Origin of the sequence: Pseudoalteromonas sp. NZS37, assembly GCF_015864265.1 — a bacterium.
Taxonomy (GTDB): Bacteria; Pseudomonadota; Gammaproteobacteria; order Enterobacterales; family Alteromonadaceae; genus Pseudoalteromonas; species Pseudoalteromonas arctica.
In genome coordinates, this window is sequence record NZ_JADYXL010000001.1 from 749,686 (window position 1) to 775,180 (window position 25,495).

The 25,495-nt window shown below is 39.4% G+C and carries 20 protein-coding genes; 7 read left to right on the top strand and 13 right to left on the bottom strand.

All coding sequences use genetic code 11. The features are described 5' to 3' along the window. Positions 1-148: 148 nt before the first annotated feature. The gene (gene ubiK / locus I6F47_RS03335; RefSeq protein WP_007582099.1) at positions 149-412 is read left to right on the top strand and encodes a ubiquinone biosynthesis accessory factor UbiK; all 264 of its coding nucleotides are present in this window, start codon (positions 149-151) and stop codon (positions 410-412) included. Between the two features lie 217 nt (positions 413-629). Here ubiK and I6F47_RS03340 read toward each other — a convergent pair whose 3' ends face one another. The 8 genes from I6F47_RS03340 to ilvG all read right to left on the bottom strand — a co-directional run bounded on the left by I6F47_RS03340 (position 630) and on the right by ilvG (position 9,748). Continuing rightward, the gene (locus I6F47_RS03340; RefSeq protein ID WP_007582101.1) at positions 630-1,274 is read right to left on the bottom strand and encodes an NAD(P)H-binding protein; all 645 of its coding nucleotides are present in this window, start codon (positions 1,272-1,274) and stop codon (positions 630-632) included. A 4-nt stretch (positions 1,275-1,278) separates the two neighbouring features. Beyond that, positions 1,279-1,941, bottom strand: coding sequence for a carbonate dehydratase (gene can, locus I6F47_RS03345; RefSeq protein WP_007582103.1), 663 nt, complete (start codon positions 1,939-1,941; stop codon positions 1,279-1,281). Between the two features lie 30 nt (positions 1,942-1,971). After that, positions 1,972-3,147: a methyltransferase gene (locus tag I6F47_RS03350; RefSeq protein WP_197183315.1), complete on the bottom strand. Its 1,176-nt coding sequence runs from the start codon at positions 3,145-3,147 to the stop codon at positions 1,972-1,974. 61 nt (positions 3,148-3,208) lie between these two features. Continuing rightward, on the bottom strand, positions 3,209-4,243 hold the full coding sequence (locus I6F47_RS03355) for an ABC transporter substrate-binding protein (protein WP_197183316.1): 1,035 nt from the start codon (positions 4,241-4,243) through the stop codon (positions 3,209-3,211). Positions 4,244-4,340: 97 nt separating this feature from the next. Continuing rightward, positions 4,341-5,894 carry a threonine ammonia-lyase, biosynthetic gene (gene ilvA, locus I6F47_RS03360; protein ID WP_007582109.1) on the bottom strand — a complete coding sequence of 518 codons (1,554 nt, stop codon included), beginning with the start codon at positions 5,892-5,894 and terminating at the stop codon, positions 4,341-4,343. 2 nt (positions 5,895-5,896) lie between these two features. Beyond that, the gene (gene ilvD / locus I6F47_RS03365; protein WP_010553830.1) at positions 5,897-7,753 is read right to left on the bottom strand and encodes a dihydroxy-acid dehydratase; all 1,857 of its coding nucleotides are present in this window, start codon (positions 7,751-7,753) and stop codon (positions 5,897-5,899) included. Between the two features lie 103 nt (positions 7,754-7,856). Continuing rightward, positions 7,857-8,102, bottom strand: coding sequence for an acetolactate synthase 2 small subunit (ilvM, locus tag I6F47_RS03370; protein ID WP_010553831.1), 246 nt, complete (start codon positions 8,100-8,102; stop codon positions 7,857-7,859). Then, the gene (ilvG, locus tag I6F47_RS03375; RefSeq protein WP_007582116.1) at positions 8,099-9,748 is read right to left on the bottom strand and encodes an acetolactate synthase 2 catalytic subunit; all 1,650 of its coding nucleotides are present in this window, start codon (positions 9,746-9,748) and stop codon (positions 8,099-8,101) included. The genes ilvM and ilvG overlap by 4 nt, the downstream gene beginning before the upstream one ends. A gap of 553 nt (positions 9,749-10,301) precedes the next feature. Between ilvG and I6F47_RS03380 the strand changes: the two genes are divergently transcribed. The 6 genes from I6F47_RS03380 (at position 10,302) to I6F47_RS03405 (ending at position 17,404) form a co-directional block, all read left to right on the top strand. Further along, positions 10,302-11,972 carry a phosphoethanolamine transferase gene (locus I6F47_RS03380; protein ID WP_197183317.1) on the top strand — a complete coding sequence of 557 codons (1,671 nt, stop codon included), beginning with the start codon at positions 10,302-10,304 and terminating at the stop codon, positions 11,970-11,972. Next, complete coding sequence (locus tag I6F47_RS03385; RefSeq protein WP_008137717.1) at positions 11,969-12,340, top strand: diacylglycerol kinase; 372 nt, start codon at positions 11,969-11,971, stop codon at positions 12,338-12,340. The genes I6F47_RS03380 and I6F47_RS03385 overlap by 4 nt, the downstream gene beginning before the upstream one ends. Next, entirely contained in the window at positions 12,331-14,310 is a 1,980-nt protein-coding gene (locus tag I6F47_RS03390) for an LTA synthase family protein (RefSeq protein WP_197183318.1), read from the top strand. The genes I6F47_RS03385 and I6F47_RS03390 overlap by 10 nt, the downstream gene beginning before the upstream one ends. A gap of 73 nt (positions 14,311-14,383) precedes the next feature. Next, complete coding sequence (locus I6F47_RS03395) at positions 14,384-15,058, top strand: response regulator transcription factor (RefSeq protein ID WP_007377292.1); 675 nt, start codon at positions 14,384-14,386, stop codon at positions 15,056-15,058. Then, on the top strand, positions 15,039-16,475 hold the full coding sequence (locus tag I6F47_RS03400; protein WP_197183319.1) for a sensor histidine kinase: 1,437 nt from the start codon (positions 15,039-15,041) through the stop codon (positions 16,473-16,475). Before I6F47_RS03395 ends, I6F47_RS03400 begins: the two co-directional genes overlap by 20 nt. Before the next feature lie 50 nt (positions 16,476-16,525). Continuing rightward, on the top strand, positions 16,526-17,404 hold the full coding sequence (locus tag I6F47_RS03405) for a TraB/GumN family protein (RefSeq protein WP_165735246.1): 879 nt from the start codon (positions 16,526-16,528) through the stop codon (positions 17,402-17,404). Between the two features lie 47 nt (positions 17,405-17,451). Here I6F47_RS03405 and I6F47_RS03410 read toward each other — a convergent pair whose 3' ends face one another. The 5 genes from I6F47_RS03410 to I6F47_RS03430 all read right to left on the bottom strand — a co-directional run bounded on the left by I6F47_RS03410 (position 17,452) and on the right by I6F47_RS03430 (position 24,726). Further along, the gene (locus I6F47_RS03410; RefSeq protein ID WP_197183320.1) at positions 17,452-18,861 is read right to left on the bottom strand and encodes an ATP-binding cassette domain-containing protein; all 1,410 of its coding nucleotides are present in this window, start codon (positions 18,859-18,861) and stop codon (positions 17,452-17,454) included. Positions 18,862-19,301: 440 nt separating this feature from the next. Then, positions 19,302-21,029, bottom strand: coding sequence for a response regulator (locus I6F47_RS03415; protein WP_197183321.1), 1,728 nt, complete (start codon positions 21,027-21,029; stop codon positions 19,302-19,304). Positions 21,030-21,152: 123 nt separating this feature from the next. Further along, the gene (locus I6F47_RS03420) at positions 21,153-23,486 is read right to left on the bottom strand and encodes a fatty acid cis/trans isomerase (protein ID WP_165724898.1); all 2,334 of its coding nucleotides are present in this window, start codon (positions 23,484-23,486) and stop codon (positions 21,153-21,155) included. Then, entirely contained in the window at positions 23,483-23,845 is a 363-nt protein-coding gene (locus tag I6F47_RS03425; RefSeq protein WP_165728076.1) for a hypothetical protein, read from the bottom strand. The genes I6F47_RS03420 and I6F47_RS03425 overlap by 4 nt, the downstream gene beginning before the upstream one ends. Before the next feature lie 86 nt (positions 23,846-23,931). Next, positions 23,932-24,726 (bottom strand): VOC family protein, encoded by a 795-nt coding sequence (locus I6F47_RS03430; protein WP_197183322.1) that lies wholly within the window; start codon positions 24,724-24,726, stop codon positions 23,932-23,934. Positions 24,727-25,495: the final 769 nt, after the last annotated feature.

The following is a 25,495-nucleotide window of genomic DNA, read 5'->3' on the forward strand; positions in this document are numbered from 1 at the left end:
TTTAAAAGACGCGTAATTTTAACGTAACCACTACTGCGAGCATAGCAATTGCCTTAATTAATTAAGGTAAAGATGATCATGTGTTAAATACCATGGGTATAAGGTAATATTAGTTATTATTATTTTAGGCCGCATCGAAGGGACAAATATGATCAACCCAGCAAAACTTGAAGAAATTGCTAAGCAAATTACTAGCAATATGCCGCAAGGTGTAAAAAACCTAGCAGAGACACTCGAAGGTAAAACAAAGCAAGTTTTACAAAACAAGCTTGCTGAGATGGATTTTGTGAGCCGTGAAGAATTTGATGTGCAAAGCCAAGTACTTATTCGTACTCGCGAAAAACTAACCGAACTTGAAGCTAAAGTTGCATTGCTTGAGCAACAACTTAGCACTAAAACTGATGCTGAATAATTATACCAATTGCATTAAATTAGTGTTCTATTATAGCGATAAGAAAATAGCTCAATAACAAGGCTAAAATTATGGTACATAGTTGTTCTATATAAATAATTTTTAACGTAGTTAGTGAGTTATTTAATACGCTAGAATGATCATTTTTTTAATAAAATTGGTATTAATTTAGTGTACAAAAAAGGCAGCTTAGGCTGCCTTTTGCGTTTTACTAAGTTTATTCAAATAGCTCATCTAGCACATAATAAAATAACTTAGCCTGCTGCGCTAAACTCACACTCAGCATTTTTTGCGCAACTTGCTCGCCAGTTATTGGTTTGTAACGCTTTAAAAACGCAAATCGTGTAATAACAGGAAAAATAATACTGCCTATCTTTTCTGCCACTCTAAATTGCTCACGATCACCTAATAATAAAGATGGTTGTAAAATACTTATTTTATCAAAAGGGAGTGCTTTTATATGTTGCTCAAGCTCACCCTTCATTTTCAAATAAGCACTATTACTGTGCGTGTTCGCCCCGCTTGATGACACTAAGCAGTAATGCGTAACACCATTACATGCCGCTAACTGAGCCGCTATAAACTGATAATCAAAATCTACTTTACGCTGAGCTTGTGTAGAGCCCGCCTGTTTACGGGTTGTGCCCAAACACGAAAACAATACGTCACCTTTAAAAAGCTCAACGTATTGAGTTAATTTTTCAAAATCAATAACGTGATTAACTAGCTTTGCGTGTGTAATAGGCAAAGCCCGACGACTTAACGTAACCACTTTGGTATAACGATCGCTCTTAAGTAGCTTATGTAGCAACTCATTACCGACCAAACCTGTAGCACCTATTAATATCGCCGTTTTAGTCATAAATTTATTTATTTTCGCCCACTTTATTAAGTACGTGCTGCACTGCTTTTTTGTAGCTTTGCGTTTCTTCACTCGCGCACGTTACTACAGATTCTAAATCATGAAGATGGCCGTTTTCTAAACCATAAACCCAACCATGAACGCTTAGCTCTTGGCCGCGCTCCCACGCATCTTGCACAATGTTAGTACGGCATACATTACGCACTTGCTCAATTACATTTAGCTCAATAAGGCGGCTTAAACGTTCGCTTTCTGGCATTGCATCAAGTTGTTCAAGATGCTTTTCTTTTACATCCCCTACATGGCGTAGCCAATTATCAATAAAGCCAAATTTTGCATTGTTTAAAACGGCTTGTACGCCACCACAGCCATAGTGACCTACTACCATGATATGTTTTACTTTTAAAACCTCTACAGCGTACTGCATAACCGACAAACAGTTATGGTCAGTGTGTACAACCACGTTTGCAACGTTACGATGCACAAATAATTCGCCTGGTAATAAATCAACTATTTGATTAGCAGGTACACGAGAGTCTGAACAACCAATCCATAAATACTCTGGATTTTGTTGCATAGATAAAATTTTAAAAAACTCAGGATCAGCTTCGCTTGTACGTGCAGCCCAACGTTTATTGTTATCGAATAAATTTTTTAACTTTCTCATTGCATCTCTTATTAAGTCGAGGACGGAAATTTAATGGATATTAGCAAGAATCAAAATATTACGAGGCGTTAACTGCTTTTCACAAAACGTTTTAACGCTTACTTGATAGCCTTGCTGTTGCAAATATAAAGCACGATCGAGCACAAGCCAAACTTCAATTGCTCTTCTGAACACATGTCGAACCAGTTCAACTCGGTCAGTTATTTTTTTTCGAGCAACACCAATATCTAAATATTTATTATAATCAGTATCTTGAGGTAGGTTTGTTGCCTTTTTATCTGCAGCCCATACACAAAATGATTTAAACGAATCTGAGAATATAGCTTTGTTAACCGAAGGTACGCTTACATAATATTGCTCGCCAGTAATCGATTTTCTAAGTGCGTCAAAACCAAGCCGCCATTCTAGTTCTGTTTTACGTACTTTTTCCAGACGAGAAGGCGCTGTAACGGTTTCTTGTAATGCGAGCTTTAAATCGCGATGCGTTAGGTTAAGCTCACTTTGGTTTGCAACCTCACTCATTACACGGTACTCATTAGCCGTAAATAAATGATAGCAACAAGGTGAAAAGCTAATTTGCTGTACTTTCGCTAAACTTGCTTGGCGCATAAATGCTTGGTGCAAACCACCACATGCGTGTAGCGCTACGGCATGCATATCAGCATTAAAAAATTGAGTGATATCCTCTTTTAATACATCTGCTTGGCTAAAGTGCATTGCCAAGCCTTGTTGCTGTGCACTTTTTTGTCCTTGCTCGCATAAGCTTTGTTGCAGTTCAATACTATGCACATCACTTGCGCCATTAAAAGCAAGCATTCGCCCTAAGTGTCCTTTACCCGCACACCACTCTAAAACTGGTTGCTTAGTATTAGGTAGTGCAGATACAAAATCTTGTAACTGATCAAACTTACGACCTTTAATGCCGTTACTTATCCAAAACGGATAATCAGCTCGAGAGTGTGCTGAGCTAGGTAAATCACATAGCTTAGCAAGTTCATCAAGTTGGTTTATGTGTTGGCTAAAAAATTGGTATAGCTGATTTTGATCGTTATCAAGAACGGTTACCTGATCATCAGTTAGTTCGTTAAGTATGCCTTGCAGCTCTGGCCAAGGAATAGTGTCAAAATCAAATGCGGTGCACTGCCAATACTGACGATGGCGCATCAAAAGTGAATCAAGTGCAAAAAATTGCTCGGCTAAAGTCATAACAGCTTAAAAAATAAAAAGACAATTAATTATATCAGCTCAGTGAGCTCTCATTAAGCAGTTATTTTTGGCTAAAAATCAGCCGTAAATACAAAGGTATTGAAATAATACTCACCAAAATAGCTGCTATAAGCATCCATGATAATTGCATCTTTTCTGGCTCTTGGTATTTATAAATAAAGTGAGATTTCACTTCGTCAAATTCGTTTTGCTGTATGCCATATAAGCCAGCAATTAAACGCCACTTTGCTATCGACATATGCCCTAAACTGGTAGTGGGTGGGGTTATATAACTTTTTAGTACTTCAGCCTCAAAGGCGAGCTGATGAAAGCTCTTACTCGGTGCATAGTTTTGCTGGGTGACTGCAATGGCTTCATCCATATTCATCATTGCATAGCGCCAACCTTTTAGGCTCGCTTGGTAGAATTTTTCGACCGTTTGTGGATTTTGCTTAAGCATGTTTTCGCTGGTAAATAAAATGTCGCTATATACATCCATACCATAACGCTGTGGGCAAACAAGCCGATGAGCTACGCCTTGTTGAGTCATATAATAAGGCTCTGTAGTAACATAAACTTGCATAGCATCTAGCTTGTTTTCAATCCAAGCCTGGTTAAAATTTTCGCCATTGTAAACTTTGAGTTTATCTACATCAACGCCACTGCGTTTAAGCATAATAAGTAGCTCGGTGCCGTCATTTTTGCTCACAGCAGTGATACGTTTATTAACAAAGTCACGAGGGTGAAAAATATCAGACGTGTCTTTTACCATCCAGCAATAAGGTGAAAACTGCAATAAGGCTGCCATTGCAACAAAAGGCTGACCATTAATACGTTGCTGTAAAATACCGGAATGCCCTACACCAAATTGTGCTTCGCCACTGGCCACAGGACCAAAGGTATCAGGTTTCATTGGATTAGCTTGTTTAATAGTTACATCAAGGCCCGCTTCATTATAAAAGCCTTTTTGCTTAGCCATATAGTAGCCAGCAAACTGAAACTGATGTGTCCATTTTAGCTGTAATGTGACTGATTCTTGCGCCGCGATATGGCTGCAAAAAAAGCACAATCCAATGATTAATCCTTTAAATAGCAAATAGGTGTCCTCAAAAAGTATGACGATTACCTGTAACTATATGTAAAACGTGTAATAAAGCAAGCACCCTAGTTAGGTGCCTGCCTTTGAAGAAGAGTTATACTGAGGCGAGTTTTTCGGCTTTTTCTGCTTGCGGTTTTGATGTTAAAAATTGGGTAAAACACGGATTTTGTGTTTCATCTTGTACACTGTAACCTAAGCGATTCAAATGCTCGTTAAACATTTCATACTGACTCGGCTCAATAGCAAAACCTGCCAGTACATTCCCCATCGAACCACCGTGATTACGATAATGAAATAAGGTAATGTTCCAATTGCTGCCTAAAGTATCTAAAAAGCGTGCAAGCGCACCCGGATACTCAGGAAATTCAAAACGCAATAAACGTTCATGTAATTGCTCTGGTGCTTTTCCGCCAACCATATAACGCACATGTAATTTAGCGAGTTCGTTATCCGACAAATCGCAAAATTGATAATCGTTATTTGTTAAGTCTTGCTTTAACTCATTAAGCTCTTGCTCGCCTTGGCGCAGAGCAATGCCCACAAATATTTGTGCTTCACCAGGCCCTGCATAACGGTAGTTAAATTCAGTAATAGCACGGCCACCTAAAGAAGCACAAAACTGTTTAAAACTGCCTTTTTCTTCTTTAATAGTAACCGCTAATAGCGCTTCGTTTTTTTCACCCAGCGCAGTGCGCTCTGCAACATAACGCAGGCGATCAAAGTTTAAATTAGCACCCGAAAGCACAGCCGCTAAATGTAGTCCTTTTAACCCCGACTGCTGACTCCACTTTTTAAGCCCAGCCGTTGCAAGTGCACCTGATGGCTCTGCAATTGCACGCGTAGATACAAAAATATCCTGCATGGCTGCACATATTTCATCGCTAGTAACGGTTACAACTTCATCGCAAAACTTTTGCGCTAAACGAAATGTTTCAGTGCCAATAATTTTAACCGCTACGCCATCGGCAAAACTACCAACGCGATCAAGCTCTACTGGCTTACCGGCTTCAAGTGCTGCTTGTAAACACGCACTTTCGTCGGCTTCTACGCCAATTACTTTTATATCTGGACGCAACGATTTAATGTAAACCGCCATACCAGCAAGTAAACCGCCGCCGCCAACAGGAATAAACACAGCATCAAGCTCGTTTAATTGCTGCATTAACTCGCGTGCTACAGTGCCTTGACCAACAATGACATCCGGATCGTCAAATGGCGGGACAAATATACCGTTACGCTGCTCTGTAAGCTCAAGCGCATATGCTTTTGCTGCATCAAAATGATGGCCATGTAATACAACTTCACCGCCAAGTGCGCGCACTGCGCTGACTTTTATTTCAGGCGTTGTTACTGGCATTACAATAGTTGCTTGATGCCCAAGGTGAGATGCACTCAATGCAACCCCTTGAGCATGATTACCCGCAGAAGCAGTAATAACCACTGAGCCTTTAGGTAATTTATTTAATTTGTTATACGCACCGCGTAACTTAAATGAATACACGGGCTGTTGGTCTTCACGCTTTAACCAAACATGGTTACCTAGCTTTTTACTGAGTTCAGCCATTTCGCTAACCTCAGTAACTTTAGCCAAAGGCTCCATGTTTGCTTGAATAATAGCGCGAAAATAATCGAGCTCTTGAGAGACCATAATTAACTAAGCGCCTCCAATTTAGCTAAGTCGCGCACTGCGCCTTTATCGGCACTTGTTGCAAGTAATGCATAAGCCTTTAAAGCAGACGATACATAACGCTCACGATCAACTGGCTTGTACGCCATTTTTCCGCGTGCTAATTGCTTTTGTTTACGTGCCTCAAGTTCTTCATCGCTTAGCGCTAATGTGATTTCACGTGTTGCGATATCAATAATGATTTTGTCGCCATTTTCAACATAAGCGATTGCACCACCACTCGCCGCCTCTGGCGATACATGGCCAATTGATAAACCCGAAGTACCACCCGAAAAGCGACCATCTGTAATAAGAGCACACTTTTCAGCTAAGCCTTTCGATTTTAAGTAGCTTGTTGGGTATAGCATTTCTTGCATACCTGGGCCGCCTCTAGGGCCTTCATAACGAATAACCACTACATCGCCGGCTTTTACTTCGTTATTTAAAATCCCTTCAACTGAATCATCTTGTGATTCGTATACAATGGCGGTGCCTTCAAAATGTAGCATTTCGTCAACTACGCCAGCACTTTTTACAACACAACCATCAACCGCTAAATTACCCGAAAGCACAGCTAAACCACCGTCTTGGCGAAAAGCGTGTTCAACGCTTCGAATACACCCATTCACACGGTCATTATCGCCTTCATCCCAGCGACACTCTTGGCTCATTGCTTTAGTAGTACGAATGCCCGCAGGACCCGCACGGTAAAATTTGCGCGCTACCTCGTTAGTTGGGTCGGTTGCATCCCATTTTTTAACAAGCTCAGCCATTGTTGACCCAGCGACATGATTCACTGACATGTCAACTAAGCCCGCTTTACCAAGCTCACGTACAACTGCCATCATGCCACCAGCACGGTGTACATCTTCAATATGGTACTCTGGTGTTGCTGGTGCAACTTTACATAAAAACGGTGTTTTACGAGAAAGCGCATCAATATGCGACATATCAAAATCAACGCCGGCCTCTTGCGCAGCAGCGAGTAAATGTAATACGGTATTTGACGAGCCGCCCATTGCAATATCAACAACCATTGCATTCATAAAGGCTGTTTTGTTAGCGATAGCGCGGGGCAATACATCTTGATTATCTTTTTGATAATACTCACGACATAAATCAACAATACGAGCACCCGCTTCAACATACAGTTGTTTACGGTCTTTATGGGTGGCTAGCGTGGTACCGTTACCCGGAAGTGCTAAACCTATTGCCTCTAACAAACAGTTCATTGAGTTTGCAGTAAACATGCCTGAACACGAACCACATGTAGGACACGCAGAACGCTCTACTTGCTCTGAATCTGCATCACTTACCGACTCATCTGCGCCTTTAACCATGGCATCAACTAAATCAAGTTTAATGTCTATGTTAGCAAGTTTAGTTTTACCCGCCTCCATTGGACCGCCCGATACAAATATCACCGGTATGTTTAAACGTAGCGCTGCAAGCATCATCCCAGGGGTAATTTTGTCGCAGTTTGAAATACAGATCATCGCATCGGCGCAGTGACCATTTACCATGTATTCAACCGAGTCAGCAATTAAATCGCGTGAAGGCAGCGAATAAAGCATACCGCCGTGTCCCATCGCAATGCCATCATCAATAGCAATGGTATTAAATTCTTTTGGAACGCCACCGGCTTGGGTTATTGTCTCACCCATAAGCTCACTAAGCTGATTAAGGTGTACATGCCCTGGTACAAATTGTGTAAACGAGTTAACTACGGCAATAATCGGTTTACCAAAATCAGAGTCTGTCATACCTGTTGCGCGCCATAATGCTCTTGCGCCTGCACGTTTACGTCCTTCAGTTGTTGTTGCACTTCTTAATTTAGCCATAGTTACCTCAGTTTTTGCCGCAATATAAGCGGGCATTCCTCATTCTAAAATTGGTGAATAACCTAGTGACTCAGTTACTCGTAAATTATTTTGTAATTCGTAATTACACAGCCTGTTGGTGCTGTAAATTTTGTAAAGTGACTTCTTTTACATCCACCAGCTTGTTTAGCTGGCTGGTTAATAGGTGAATAGGTTTATCACTATCTACCGTCATGGCTACGTTGTATAAGCCATCATCCATATTGAGCTGAAAATGCGTTAGGTTAAAACCACGATGACGCACCACTCGTAAAAAGCGCTCTACCGCTATACTTTGGCTTTTTAATGCAATAGTTAGGCTGTGTTTCATTTTGCTTTCTCCGTCATCATTTCGTCGTTAGCAGCCCCAGGTGGTACAAGTGGCCAAACATTTTCTTTATCATCAATACAGGCATGTACTATGTACGGGCCTTTGCTGTTAACTAATGCTGTAATAGCATCATCAACTTGGTTAGCGTGGGTAATTGTTTGCCCTGGGATACCAAATACAGCAGCTAGTTGCACAAAGTCTGGGTTGTCCGAAAGGTTAGTTTCAGAGTAACGTCCTTCAAAAAATAGCTCTTGCCATTGGCGAACCATACCCAAGCGCTGGTTATCTAAAATTAATATTTTTACAGGTAAATTATTACGGCGAATCGTGGCCAATTCTTGAATATTCATCATGATTGAGCCATCGCCCGATACAGTGATAACAAAGTCATCAGGGCGTGCTACTTGTGCGCCAATAGCAGCCGGTAAACCAAAGCCCATCGTGCCTGCGCCACCACTGCTTAAATGATTACTCGGGTGAGTAAACTTCATGTGTTGTGCTACCCACATTTGATGCTGACCTACATCGCAACACACAACGCCAGTTTTTGGCATGCGTTGGCTCAGTTGGTTTAATAAGTACGGTGCGTAAACCTTCTCACCTGGGTAGTCGTAACGCCACGCGTGCTTGATATTCATTTCTTTATTTGTGTCACACCACGCTTTAGGTGTTACAAAGCACTCAAGTGCAGGTAACGACGTTTTTAAATCAGCAATTAATGAAGCTTTAGCAGGTTTTCGCTTACCGACTTCAGCGGCATCAATATCTAAATGAATTACTTTAGCTTTAGCTGCAAATTTAGCTAAGTTACCCGTTACGCGGTCATCAAAGCGCGCACCTATACACACAAGTACATCACATTCTTGCACGGCAATATTAGCGGCTTGACCACCATGCATACCTAGCATGCCTAAGTAATGCTCGTAGTCAGGTAACACACTGCCTAATGCTTTTAGTGTTGATACAGCAGGCATCTGGGTTTTATTTAAAAACTGCATTAACTCGTCTTGCGCATCAGCGGCTTGTACACCACCGCCTACGTACGCTACAGGCTGTTTAGCCTCACTCAACAATTGATTAGCAATAGCAACTTGCTTTAAATCTAACTCAGGTAAGTATTCATCAGCTGCAAGCCAAGGCTTAAAAGGTACTTGCGCCATTTGAATATCTTTTGGGATATCGACAAGTACAGGACCTGGTCGGCCGCTTTGCGCTAAATGAATAGCTTCTTGTAATATCTCTGCTAAGTCTTCCGCTCGTTCTACCATGTAGCTGTGCTTAGTACACGAAAGCGACATACCTAGTACATCTATTTCTTGAAACGCATCTGAACCAATAGCTGCAGTAGGCACTTGGCCGGTAATCGCCAATAATGGTACTGAGTCCATCATCGCATCAGCAAGGGCAGTTATTAAGTTAGTTGCACCTGGGCCCGATGTTGCAAAACACACACCTAATTTACGCGTGCTGCGAGCATAACCAACAGCTGCAAACCCTGCACCTTGCTCATGACGAGTAAGGTAGTGTTTGACTGGCGCGCCATACAGCGCATCGTAAATTGGCATAATAGCTCCGCCTGGGTAGCCAAATACTTCATTTACGCCGTGTTTGGCCAATAAGTCGATTGTTAGTTCTGCGCCTGTCATTAATAAACCCTCATTCCTCAGTGACAACCCAATTACATTTTTACGCTAAAAACTTTGCCCTTAAAACTAAAAAGCCCTCCGAACGGTTAAGTGCGGAGGGCTTTTTTAATGCTTAAGTTTTTAAAGCACTACGAAGCCCTCGCGGGAATAATCACCACGATAATAATCAGGACTAGGTTAAGTGCGTTTGTAAGCATGTAATTAATACCAAATTTTGTTCAATTATCGCGAAGGTTATTCCTTCGCTCTCTTTTTATATTAGTACCGCGCTAGGCCCTTTAAGTCAACACCAAAGTTAATCTAACAAAAAGACTAAAAGGCAATTTATCAGGTTTTAAAATTCATTATACAAGCTGGTAGTGGTTTTTTTATGCTCTAATTTTATTCTCAGAAATTCACTATTCTTATATCCCTTATTTAAGGTTTGATTAATTTTTAAGAATATTTTTATAAATAAAATTATTTATCACCTTCAGGTAATGCGTAGGTTCCCTTAAGCGACTCTTAAGTGTTGTTGCATAGCATGGCGTTGTTATTTCAAACGAGCCTAAATATGAACGTAATTAGTCAAACACCAGCACAAAAAAAGCCAAATCGTAGTAAACGGTTTTACATTCACTGTAGTGCAAATGCCTTTGTAGTGATGATTGCCTGTTATTACTGTTTAGTTATAAACATTCCTTTTATTCAAGGTTCGTTTAGCGCCATAACCTCTCTTGCATCTTTTTCATGGCTATTTTTACTTTCAGTGCCACTGCTTTTGTTATGCCTTTTAATTATTTTCTTTTCGATAGTGTCGGTTAGATGGTTATTAAAACCAGTTAACTATCTTTTACTGATAATTTCTAGCGCCGTGCTTTACGGCTCATTAAATTACGGCGTCGTGTTTGACTATTCAATGATTCAAAACACGTTCGAAACGGATTCAAGCGAAGCGCTGAGCTATTTAAACCCGCAGCTCATAGCCTTTTTACTGTTGTTTTGTGCGCTACCTGTTTTTATATTAAGCAAAGTAAAAATACACTTTACTCGCCCTCATCAAGAAGCGATTAGCCGCATAAAACTTATTATTGCCTGCTTAACGCTAATTGCTTTAGTGGTCGCTAACTTTTACGCCGATTACGCAGCCACTGGTCGCAACAACCGCATTTTGAAAAAAGAAATTATTCCGTTTCAATATCTCTCTAGCGGTTATAAATACATGCGCGATCAGCTGCTGTATACCAATATGGAATTTAAAAATATAGATGCAACACCCACTCTTATTGCGCCTAACACCACCAGCGTAACCGTTATGGTTGTTGGCGAAACCGCACGAGCAGAAAACTTTGCTTATCAAGGTTATAAGCGTAACACCAATCCTTATACACAAAAGTATAATGTGACGTATTTTAATAATGTGGCGTCTTGTGGCACCGCTACTGCAGTGTCTGTGCCGTGTATGTTTTCACTGCAAACACAAGATAACTTTGATCGATTAGCAGCTGACAACCAACAAAACCTGATTGATTTAGCACAACAAGCTGGCAGCGACGTACTGTGGGTTGATAACAACAGCGGCTGTAAAAACGTATGCACCCGTGTTGTTAACATTGATATCCCAACCACCCCATCAGCGCTTTGCGATGGAAAATATTGTTTTGATGAAGTGCTTATTGCTCCACTTAAGCGCAAACTCGCTAATTTAAACCAAGCTAATACCGTTATCGTCCTCCACATGATGGGCTCACACGGACCAACCTACTTTAAACGCTACCCAGAAAAATTTAAGCAATTTACGCCCACGTGCGACAGAAGCGACATTCAAAACTGCTCACTCGATGAATTAGTTAATACCTACGACAACACAATTGCGTACAGCGACTTTGTCAACGCCCAGGTAATTGAGCAATTAAAAGCGCTGCCAAACAACATAGATAAGCAGTTTTTATATGTCTCTGATCATGGTGAATCACTTGGCGAAGGCGGTGCTTATCTGCATGGTTTTCCGTATAACTTTGCACCTAGCACACAAACGCACGTTCCTCTTTATATGTGGGCTGATGAGCATAACCAGCGCATTACCAATACCTGTTTAGCTAATTTAGACACCACTGCTGCACGCTCACACAACAATATTTTTCACACCCTTTTAAATTTAATTGGCATTAAAAGCAAAACGTATCAGGCATCGCTCGATTTACTTGCTAGCTGCCAAACAACACCAAGCGAAATAAAAATATGAGTAATAAAACCGTTATAAAACGCCAAGGCTTAATGCGCCTTATTTTTACCTTAAGCCATTCTTTTAACGGCTTAAAATGGATGAGTCGATTTGAAGCGGCGTTTCAACAAGAGCTAGCACTGTTTTCGTTACTCGGTGTGTTTGTGTGGCTACAAGAAATTGCACTAAGGGATAAATTACTGCTTGTCGCCAGCCTGCTTTTTGTATTATTTGCTGAGCTGGTAAATACGGCAGTTGAGGTTGTAGTTGATAGAATTGGCAGTGAATACCATGAGCTTTCAGGGCTCGCTAAAGATATTGCCTCTGCAAGCGTGTTTATAGCTATGCTAATTGCCGCACTTATTTGGTGGGCTGTGTTATGGGCATAAAGCTAACTTTTATAGCTAAAATAACGAGGCTAATATTTAAAGTAATACCTAAAATACAAAATGCACTTGGCCCTGTATGGATTTTTGTTGTATTTGCTATTTTAGCACTTAGTTTTTTAACACTTGCTCGCTTTGGTTTAAGTGTATGGCAAGGGGAGCGTGTATTTGGATCGCATGCGTGGTTGTCTATATTTATAGGTGGGTTAAGAGTTGATATAGCCACTCTAAGCTACATTATTATGCCCGCATTACTACTTACCTTACTGATGCAAAGCGTAGGTTGGCAAAATAAAGTACGCGGCCTAATTAAAATTTACTTAGTGGGGATGTCTGCTTTACTCGTTTTTTTTGAAGTGATTACGCCTACGTTTATAAACGAGTACGACTTGCGCCCTAACCGCTTATTTATAGAATATTTAATTTACCCTAAAGAAGTCTCAAAAATGATTTTTTCAGGCTATAAGTTAGAAGTATTTATTGTTGTTATAGCACTTGTTTTGAGCTGTAAATTTGCAAGTAAAGTATTTAGCAATCAATGGCAAAGCAAGTCATCACTAACAGGCTTAAACCAATCAATTTTAGCGCTCGTTTTAGTATGCTTAACTTTTTTGGGCGCGCGTAACTCATTAGGGCACAGACCACTTAACCCCGCCATGGTCTCGTTTTCTACCGATCACTTACTTAACGACTTAACCCTTAACTCACTTTATAGCGTCGCGTTTGCAGTTAAGCAACTTTCTAATGAGCAATCAAGCCAAGACTATTACGGTAAAATGCCCACCGATGAATTACTTAGTATTGTGCGTAGTAACATGCAAAATACGCAAGGCACATTTAGTGATGTAACCGCCCCTACAAAAACGTTTCATGGCGCAAGTAATACAGGTAAACCCAAAAATTTAGTCATTATTTTACAAGAAAGTTTAGGTGCTCGTTATGTAGGCACGCTTGGCGGTTTACCGCTTACACCTAATATTGACGCCCTTTATAAACAAGGCTGGGGGTTTCATAATTTATACGCCACGGGTACACGTTCAGTACGTGGAATTGAGGCAGTAATTACAGGGTTTACACCAACGCCTTCGCGTGCAGTTGTTAAGCTTGATAAATCACAACGTGACTTTTTTACCATTGCTGATTTTTTAGCGAAGCAAAATTACAATACACAGTTTATTTATGGTGGCGAAAGCCATTTTGATAACATGCGCAGCTTCTTTTTAGGCAATGGTTTTAAAAGTATCGTAGATACAAATAACTTTAAAAAAATAGACTTTAATGGCTCGTGGGGCGCATCAGACGAAGACTTGTACGACCAAGCCGACATAGAACTTACTAAGCTTAAAAATCAAAACAAACCCTTTTTTAGCCTTATATTCTCAAGCTCTAATCATAGTCCGTATGACTTTCCTGACGATAAAATAACGCTGTACGATAAACAAAAACAAACCCGTAATAATGCAGCAAAGTATGCAGATTACGCGCTGGGCACGTTTATCGAAAAAGCCAAGAAATCGAGCTACTGGGATGATACCGTGTTTATAGTTATTGCCGATCACGACTCGCGCGTATCGGGTTCGAATTTAGTACCGGTTGATCACTTTAAAATTCCGGCCGTTATTTTTGGTAAAGGTATTACCCATAAACGAGATAGCCAACTAGCCAGTCAGCTCGATATTCCTGTTACTCTACTGTCTTTGATTGGCGCAAGTGGTAAGCACCCTATGATAGGCCATGATTTATCAAAGCCAATTAGCGACAACAAACAACGCGCAATGATGCAATACGACAAAAACTTTGCCTACATGCACGATAATAAAGTGGTGGTGTTACAACCACAAAAACCAGCAACCACCTATACGTATAGCAATAACCAGCTTGTGCCATGTGAAAACGATGAGCAATTAGTAAAAAAAGCCCTAGCCCATGCGAACTTGGGTAATTTAGCCTACACAAATGGTTGGTACCATTAGTTCTTATTCTTGCAGTGACTTGATAATAAAGCCTTGTTAAAGTAACAAGGCTATTTTTATAAACCGAGTAAACATGAAAATCCTCGTTATTGAAGACTCTGAAGCACTAAGACGCAGCTTGCAAGTTGGCCTTAGCAACCTTGGTTTTACCGTAGATGAAACTGGTGATGGCTCAGAAGGGTTGAGTATGGCACTGAGTGGAAACTACGACCTCCTCGTACTTGATTTAATGCTACCGAGCGTTGATGGCATGAGTATTTTACAAGCACTGCGCAGCAGTAATAGCCAAAGCCGTGTGCTAATTTTATCGGCACGAAGTGAGCCTCAAGATAAAATTAACGGCCTTATGAAAGGCGCTGACGATTATTTAACTAAGCCATTTTCGTTTGAAGAACTCCATGCTCGCGTCCTTGCATTACTTCGTCGTGGTTCACTGCAAAACCAACAAAATACCCTTACCGTAGGTGATTGCGTATTAGATCTGTCACTTAAAACTCTTCACTACAAGCAACATGCCATTGAGCTCACACGTAATGAATACAAAATAATAGAATGCTTATTTAACGCCCCAGAGCGAGTATTGGGGCTTGAGCTTATAAGTGAAGCGGTGGTAGGGCAGTTTGATATGCTCTCTAAAAATGCGCTTGAAGCACACATCTCAACCATACGTAAAAAAGTAAGACAGTTTGATGGCGAGCTCCCGATAAAAAATAAACGTGGATTTGGTTATGTCGCAACAACAAAATAAAAATCACTCAATAAAACGTAAACTCGTTAATAATATTAGCGCTGTGATCTCTGTTATTTTATTCACCATATTTTTAACCGTTGATTTAAGTGTTGATACTTGGGTGGAAGATCAGTTCAATCAGTCTTTAACTAACAAAGCTAACTACTTAAAAACCTTAGTTGAAGATGACAACAACGTGGTTGAATTTGATTTTGCTGGTGAGTTTATGTCGGAGTATGAAGCAGCCGATGCCACGGAGTTTTACCAATTATGGCATGGCCGTGATGTGTTTGAACGCTCGGACTCATTAGCGCTTTATGAAAATGCTAACCTACCTTTTTTAGAAATGCCGATAAACGAATCTAAAATTATAGATTACGAGCTTCCTAACGGGCGTGATGGCCGCGCACTTATAAGTCACTTTGTAGCCCAAAAAGACGATAGAAACCCCACTCACTCTGCTGTTTTTAATACCATGACTCTTGCGATTGCAGCGCCGACAGCCGAACTTAATAAAGTACTGATTATTATTGATGTGGTCTTTATTTTAACCTGTGTACTTGGTGTGTTTGGTGTGCGCTATTTAGTGACACGTATTGTAAATAAAGGCCTGCACCCGCTACACAACTTAAACGACCAAATTAAGTTACTCGATATTACCGGTGTTGCGCAAACAATAGAAAGCGACTTTAAAGTAGAAGAAATAGAACCTATACGTAACGAGCTAAATAAGTTTATTACCGTTAATCAGCAACTCTATAGTAATGAAAAACGCCTAACAAGCGACATTGCACACGAGCTTAAAACCCCAATAGCTGAACTCATAAGCCTCTCAGAGGTGGCTATTCGCTACCCTGACGATAAACGCATTAGCGACACCTATACCAGTGATGTGCTTAATATTTCACAGCGTATGAAAACGATTGTTAGCAACCTATTACTGTTGCAGCGCTCAAGTAGCAGTGCAATGCAATTAAATGCACAAAATATCATTCTAAATAACCTAGTAAATCAAATTGTTGATGAGCTGACCTTTAAGCACCCAACTATTAAAGCGCGTTTAAATAATGAGATAACTGACGAGTTTACACTTAATGCTGACGAATTTAGTTTAAATACCATTTTATGTAACTTAATCGATAACGCACTATTTTATGGACTCCCTGAGGCACCAATTAAATTAACTGCCGTAAATAACAGCACAAACATGACCATCTCTGTTAGTAACAAAGTAAATAAACCACTAAGTAGTGAACAGCTCACTGCTATTTTTGACCCGCTCTATCAGCTAGATTCATCTAGAACTAATAACCAGCGCCATGGTTTAGGATTATCAATTGTACAGAGCTTATGTAACTTAAATGGCTTTACTATCACGGCCAGTAATACCGAAAGCAATACGTTAACGTTTATATTAACGTTACCTCTGAAGTAAATTTAGGTTAGTATTTACACTACTAACCTTCGAGATTTTAAGGACAAACCATGAATGCTCTTACCCGTATTAGCCACTTTTTTATTGTGGCATTGCTTATAACATTTAGCCTTAACAGCTATGCAGCTCCCGCCTTATATAAAATAGAAAAAAATGGCGTCAGCTCTTACTTATTTGGCACTGTACACGTTGGTGATGCCAGCATGAAAGGCTTACCTAAAAATGTAACCGATGCAATTAGCGCAAGCAAAGAAGTCATTGTTGAAGTTGATATAAGCAAACTTACTCCACTTGAAATGCAGCAGCGTTCAATGCCATTTATGATGCTAAGGGACGGTAAAACATTACAAACTGAGCTTTCAAAGCAAAATTATACCAAGCTAAAAGATTACTTTGCTAAAAAGTCGATTGATATTGCTATGTTTAATGGCTTAAAGCCTTGGGCTGTTATGGTGACTATGATGCAAATTGAATTTCAAAATGCAGGTTATTCAGATAAAACCGGCATAGACAAGCAAGTGCTTAGTTATGCTAAAGAGCATAATATTAAAATTGGCGAGCTTGAAACCCTAGAGCAACAACTGCAAATGTTTGATGGCATGGCGCTATTAAGCAATGAAATGATTGAAGAAACCTTTGAGCAACTCAGCGATATTAATACTTACTTTATCAAATTAGTTAATGCCTGGAAAAACGGGGATATGGATACACTAACCGATTACTACAACATGAGTTTTGATGACAGTAATTATGGTGAAATTAGCGAGCAAGTAATGCTAACTAACCGCAATAATAATTGGGTTAAACAACTCACACCGCGTTTAGCAAACGAGCAACTATTTATTGCCGTAGGCGCTCTGCATTTACCTGAAAAACACGGGTTACTTAAACAACTTCGAGATAAAGGCTTTAGCGTTACTCGTCTTTAAAATGAAAATGGGTTGAGTGATTTTTCGCTCAACCTTTCTCTGAGCTTTTAATGAAAGTCTTCCATTTTTAAGTAATTCTCTATTCCTTTAATTTTGTCTGCCGCATGATGATTTACATAAATCACAGTACTTGTATTGGCAGCACAAATTTTCTCTATTAGTAGCAGTACACGTTGCCTGTTTGCTTCATCTAAGCCCAAGCAAGGTTCATCTAAAATAAGTAACGTTGGATGTTTTACCATAGCCCGCACAATTAATAACATACGCTGATCGCCGTACGAAAGCTGGGTGAATGAGGTATTTTGTTTATCACTTAAACCAATAAATGCCAGCCACTGTTGAGCAATATTAACTTGTGCGTCGCTCGGCTTTTGATATAAACCTATGCTGTCATAAAAACCAGATATAACAGTATTTAAAGCCGATATACTTACGCGGTAATCCATATGTAGCGCGTTAGATATAAAACCAATATGCTGTTTTATATCCCAAATACTCTCCCCGGTTCCGCGTTTAAAACCGAACACTTCAATGTCATTGTTATAACACTGTGGGTTATCACCTGTTATTAAATTTAATAGGCATGTTTTACCTGAACCGTTCGCTCCAGTAAGCTGCCAATGCTGATGCTTTTTTATAGTCCAATTGAGATTTTTGAATATGCTTACATCACTGTAACTAACTTTAGCATTACTCAATTTAACTAAGGTATTACCGGTGAATGCCTTTTTCTCTTGTTCGGTATCAGGAGATGGTACATCCAATGAGGTATGTTCTAAATGAAGTAGTTTTAGTAAATCACTCAATTGCTCACTACTTGGCTTTGCTAAAGTATGTAACAAGCAACCTTGGTTTACATAGCCATAGTGAGTAATGAATGAAGGGATTTCGTCTAGGCGGTTTAGTACAAAAACAAAAGTAATCGTGTGGCTAAGCTCTATGAGTATTTTATTAAGTTGCTGGCAAGATTGTACGTCGAGTCCATCAAATGGCTCGTCAAGCACGACTAACTCACTATGGGAGTTGAGTGCTTTTATAAGTAGGAGTTTACGAGTTTCACCCGTTGAAAGTTCTCTAAAATGCCTATTTAGTAATGAGCTAAATTTAAATAATTCTATTAGCTGCGCTAATAACTCACCATTATTACTATGCTCTGCAAATATAAGGTCTTTAACGAGGCTATGCTTTTCATGCTCTAATTCTTGGGCCAGTAACTGTTTATGCGAATCTGAAGACACGAGCATAAGTTTATTAATACTACTTATACGCTTACCACTTTCGCACTTAGCTTCACCAACTAACGCAGCTGTCAGTGCAGATTTACCGGCTCCATTAGCACCTAGAAGCAGCCAATGTTCTCCTAGATTCACTTGCCAATCTAGGTTGCATATGTCGTAACGACTTTTGCCTTGCCCTTGTAAGTAACCATTAAATTGCTCAAGCGTAATTGACTGCACTAACTTTTCCTAATAAACCTTAAAACAGCAAGTTAACGCATATTAAAAGAGCTTAGCAAGCTTGTTATCTGCAAAATTAATTTATTTCACTAGGGCGTATTGATCTTTGTGGATTGAAATTTGTTCAATCTAGGGGCGATTAAATCGCGGCGCGAGGTTTGTAACCTAGTGGGCTCGATAACTGCTCCTGCGTTATTCTAATGGCTTACATCCATGTAAGAATAAGTCAAAACCGAGTAAAGCTTCCGCGTCCTGCTCACGCCCCTTACCTACATCCATGTAGGCAACAAAGAGTTAATCGTCCCTAGAAAGAACCCAATGGGCAGCGCATGTTTGGTATTTATGCTGCGTTATCGCCTATTTATGGGGAATAACCACACTACATAGGCTCTGCCTTGCCTAAAAACCAAACAGTCTGCTGCAAATTCAACTACCAAAGATCAACACGCCCTAACAACGCTAATACTATTTAATGCGTCTTTAATTGCTTGTTTATTTATTGGTTTATGAATATGAAGGTTAGCCCCGTATTTATAAGCTCGCTCTATATCATTTTGTGAAGTATTTGCTGTTATAACAATAATTGGCATTACTTTATTAAGATCAGAGCGTATTTTTTTAATCGCCTCAAACCCATCCATTACTGGCATATTTAAGTCCATAAAAACAATATCGTATTGATTTTCACTCACCATATCGCACGCGACTTTGCCGTTTTCAGCGCAATTATAGCTTAAACCTAATAAGCTAAGTATGCGGGTCAGTAATATAGTATTTAATGGATTGTCTTCAACGACTAAACACTTTAGTTTGTCATTTATCTTATGAGGGTTTGGGAGAGCTTTACTGGCAATTATTGGTAAGTGCAAAGATACCAGCGCTCCATTAGCTTCATTATTTTTGAAGGTAATTTCACCGTGCAACGCCTTTACAACATACTGAACCCGAGTGAGACCTGTTCTTAATCCTTGAAAATGGTTTGTTTGTTTAAATGAGTCAAATTCAAGATCAGTAATCTCTTTCGAAAAACCACAACCAGTATCACTTACAGTTACACAAAGTTCATCATTAAAAAGCTTTGCAGAGACAGTAATTTCACCTTCTGTCGTAAACTTAATAGCGTTACTGATTAATTCTGTAAGCGTATGCTGCAAACGTTGATGATCCAATTTACATACACAATTTAATGATTCATCTAAACAACTAACTAGTTTCAGGCCTTTTTGCTGACAAGCATGCTCGTAAGCCATTAGTACTTTATTACACGACTCTAGAAGGTTTTCATTTTTAAATTGCGGTACCCACTTACCTGTACTTAAAGCTTGCAAGTCCTGCAGTTCATCTAATATAGCTATTAACCTAAGTGCGCAGTAATTAGCTTGGGTTTTAACGCTTTGCTGCGTATCAGAAACCTTTAACTCCTCAATAGACGTAATAAGACCCTGTAAAGGAGTTCTAAATTCGTGACTTGCTCTGGCAATAAAATGCTCTTTATTTTGACTCACTTGTTGAGCGAACTCTTTTTGTTTTTGGTATTTAGACAATGCGTTACCTATTTCTTTTTCCATTGGCATAAATACAAATCTTAACTCTACAAGTAGTAAAAACATCGCCATAAGCCAAAATAATAATTCAAGGTTAGATACCCAGTTCAATTTTTGGACAGCTTGCTCTTCAAATAAATTCACTGCATGATCTAGTTGCTTTAATAGCTCTTCAACCTCAGTTACAGAGAATATACGCTTATCTACTTGGCCTTGTTGATAAAGCAAATTTTCCGCTTGCTGGATATATGCTGCAACTTGGGTATCTAGTTTATGAGGAGCTAACGTATATAGCTTAATAAGCTTAGGTGTAAGGTACTGATACTCTCCATTAGCATTTTTTGAAAGTAAGTAATTATGAGTTTTTTTGAATGATACGACTGATGCCTTTAACGCTTTAGTATGCTCAGAAATATTTGTTGCCGATAATAATAACTCATTACTATGCCAAGCTATTTTTTGAGAAAGCATTCTCTGCTTACCAGCCATATTTATTATTTTTGCGTCGTATTTTTGCACCGAAAAATAATACTGCATAAGTGATGCTGATGTGCTTATTAATAGTGCTATTGCTATTAATGCCCATCGGTAACGAGTACGGATATTCGCGACAACTTTAAACATACTAAGCCCTGTTTTTGTTTTAAGTGTAGCTCAATTTTTTAGAACTAATAAGCAGCTTAAATAATGATTATTAAATAAAAAAGCCCAACTAAAAAGTTGGGCTAATAAAATAAAACTATTTAACTATCTATTTTCTAAACGGTTATAGTCGAACATTCCATATTCTATCCCACGATATTTTTTAGCTGTATCGTGCAATATATCGCTGTATTGCCAAAACTGTGGATGAGTACGTCGAATACCAAACTTAGATTTCAATGCACCATAATCAGCTTCTATTTGCATCATAGGCAATTGCTCGGCAAAAGCATTTACTTGCTGCTCGTTATTTAAATACCAAATAGCTGCTGGATAATCTCCGATAAACCCAGGAACAATAGTCGCGGTATCTTCATCATAAGCACGTTGGCCATCTTCGTTTAATAAACTAGATATATTGTAGTGCGCATTATGATGAATAATAGTGTAGCCCTTATGGCTATTATCTTCTTGCTTTACAAGTATAAAAGAAAGCTGAGGTAATAAGTTAACCGCTTTTGCTGGCATTTCACTTATTACATTTAACGGCTTTGCCACTTCAGTGTAGTTGTATTTTTCACTTAAAACTGGCGCTAAGGCTTCTTTCATCAAGGTATATAGTTCATGCTGTGGATCATCAGTTTCATAGTTAATACCACTGGGCTGGCTAAATTCTCGGTTACTTTTAAAGAACTTAGATAAGTCAGGTGGTGAATTACGATACCACTGCTTTTTGATTTGATTACGCTTGTGCTCAGGTAATAGAGCTAAAAAGTTTTGCTCTCCCTCTAAACGTAAAAAATCCATATATAAACGTGTAACCAATTGATGGCCTATATTTCCGTATACATCAAAGCCTGCCACAAGCAAATAATGAATACGTTCAAATAACGCATAATCAAGTATCCACGTGGTTTTAGGCTCTTGACCAATAAAACCTTTAACAACAGTTGCACTATCAAAGTGGCGGAAAATAGTCAGCGCAGCATTTTTATTATGCCCATCACCTTTCCAAAGCAAGTCAGTTGTAAGATGCTCGCCACCTTTGAACATTTCGTTTGCAAGCTCAACTTTTGCCTGTAAATATTTTTTCTCACGAACTGAATATTTAACCCAGCTAGAAATAGGTAACGCATTACTTTCCTCTGCGGCAGGAAGTTCTAGAGCTTCTTCATGTTGCATTAGCATTTCCCCTACAGCAGGAGTCGCAACCTTATCAGGATCAGCAAATGCCACCCAAAAGTGATCATTTATAACATTTAAAGCAATCTGACCACGACAAACAGGCCCTTTTATAAAGCCCATAATAATTAACTCTGCTTCATCAAGCATAAATTGATATTTAGAATTAATAGGAATAACTTCAAAAGTTTTAAATGGGTTAGATGCTGACTTAGGCTCATAACTCGGCATTTGCGTAACTGTATAATCTGGCGCAATAAACTGCTCGTACAAACGCAGTAATTTAGTTTCATTAAGCTCAAGTGGTAAATGCGTTTTAGAAAGTATGGTTGTACGCTCTTGCATAAAACGATAATAAACACGGCTAACTTTAGGGTCATCGTATGGACGACGCGTATTAATTAACTTTATTTCCTCACCAGGAGGCGTACTTGAGCGAACTAGTTTAAAAAAGCTTTGTGGATTCTCTGACGTAAAATAAATATGTGCTAAAAACCAATGTTCATAAATATAACGTGCTGATAACTGATACTTTAAGTTATCTTGATTTAAAAATGCTTCCCAGCCCTTTATTTTATTCTGATCATACTTACTTGGTGGCTCAATATGTGACATTTTACCGCCATTTTTAAGCCAGTTCTGTAAATGATTAAACTCTTCGCGCGAAACCCCAGGTAAACCATAAGGCATACCGCCATGAGGTTGCTCGTCAGCTAATCGGTCAAACTCCCCCATTGTTGCACAGGTTTGCGAACGCCCTAATGAAAAATCAAATTCATCATCTAGCACTTCATTAGTTGGTAATTCATAGCTTTGCTTTAACACTAAACTATTAAATAAAACACTTCCCGCTAAGTTTGCTTCTTCACTTTGTACGCGCTCATTTAGCACTGGCGTAAAGTTTTTTTCTCGCCATTGCTGTGTATTGGTTGCATCAAACAATAAACGGCTTGGGGTCGTTGCCAATAAACGAGTTCCATCGTAAACGAGCTCTTTACTCAAACCTCGATCAATACCTTCAGGGGATGAGAGCTTAAGCTGGCAAGGTGCGTCGTAACAACCATGGCAAACGACGCAGCGAGTATCGAGTACTGGTTTTACGTTTTGTAAAAAATCAGCTCCAGCAAGGGTAGAATGTGGAACGATACGTTCTTGCGCTTGTTCAGGGCCAAATAAATCATCGTAATGTGCATTACCTAAGTAAGCACAACCACTAAGGATAATTAATACAAATGTACTTATTATTATTTTTTTCATTCGTCCTCGTCACCTAAATCGAAGGTAGGCATCATATCCATTTGAGGAGAAACGAATGTTTTTTGACCTTCAGTATTCAAAACAATACTTAAAAGAGGCCCATGCGTTAATGTTATCTGCGCATCATGCTCTTGCTCTAATATACTTAAATACAGAGAATCAGTTATAAGCAACTCATAACCGCTAACGGTAATAGCTACACTGCTATCTTCACTTGGATTTTGGCAAATTTGAGCAAGTAACTCATCATCAAGTCCAATTGATATTTCAAAATCAGGCTGCTCTAAATCTCTATTACTTAATGATTCATCTAATAGAAATAAAGGAAGGGTTAAATTGCTATTTTGTTCAAATTCCATTGCGTTCTCTGCACTTTCTGACGATTTAATTGGCGAGTATTATAACAAACTAGCGAGTAAATTAACGCTAAAGCTAATGTAACTGTTTAAACGTCATCTATAACAGATTCGATCACCGAAAATACAGCACCTTGAGGGTCGCATATAACACTAAAACGACCAACATCGGGGATATCTGTTGCAGGAACACATACTTGTCCACCTAGGCTAGCGGCTTTATTTACTGCTGTATCGCAGCTCTCTACTGCAAAATAAATCATCCAATGAGCAGGAATATCTTCAGGCCAATCGCTTGTCATCTCAAGCATACCGGCAATTGGGTGTCCACCTACTAAAAATAAAGTGTAGTTCATACCTTCCATTGGCTTTATTTCACTTTCCCAGCCTAGTAAAGCACAGTAAAAGTCTCTACTTACTTTACTATTTCTGGTTGCTAACTCATGCCAATAAGGCGTGTTTAATTCACCTAAGTGCTTACAACCTCTATGCTCATTCCCCTGCCATAGTGCAACAGTGGCACCTACAGGATCTTTTAGCATCAACATTCGCCCTGCATTCATAACATCATGAGGACCGGCAATAACTTCAGCACCTAGTTCTTTAGCTTTTAGCGCACAATCATCAACATTGTCGACGGCAATGTAAGCCAACCAATGACTTGGGATCCCTTCACTAATTTGCTCTTTAGGCATTTCATACATAGCGGCTATATCACCACCTTGCTTTTGTAGCATGGTGTAATATATGTCCTCCCCAATAGGTTGATCGTCATACCCCCAATCAAATAATGATGTATAAAACGTCTTACCTTCTTTCCAATTGTGTGTACAAAGTTCTGACCAACAAAAAATGCCATGTGGATGATTATCAATTTCACTCATTATTAAACCCTTATTATTCTATTTTTATCTAAACGAACTATGTCACATTTTATAAACTACATAATTGAACAGATCATAAATTGAGATTAGAGCAATAACTAAGCGGAGTCGATAAAAGAAGGGCAAGAATTCGTTATTCAGTTGTTTCATATATAAGGCTTTTAACGCAGTTAGCGTCAGATTTAATCCCTCAAATTGATTAAATATTATTGCTGATCGATATAAATTATTTACTAAAAAGTCCTTCGCTCTAGAGGAATCCCTGAATCACTTTTTTGCAGACGTAAAAAAGTCCGAATCATTAGATTCAGACGCTCTACAATATAAAGTCGGTACGCTACGCAGTATATCAGCGTCGGGAGTCGCTATGCTCGCCCGCCCTACGTGATGTGTGTAGATGTCAGTGAGTATTAATTGCGCGCATTTACTTTTCTGCAGACGTAAAAAAGCCCGAATCGTTAGATTCGGACTTTCTACAATGTGAAGTCGGTGCGCTACGCAGTAGGATGTCGTAGTGCCCACAGCGGTGGAGAGTCACATAGCAAATGCTACTTTATTGGCCGACTGAGTTATTGAGGGGTTTTGTTGTGATTTTAACGTCGGGAGTCGCTACGCCCGACCTACGTGCTAGGTGTTGATGTGAGTGTATGTTAATTGCGCGCATTTCACTTTTCTGCAGACGTAAAAAAGCCCGAATCGTTAGATTCGGGCTTTCTACAATTTGAAGCCTGGTAATGTCCTACTTTCACATAGCAAATGCTACACTATC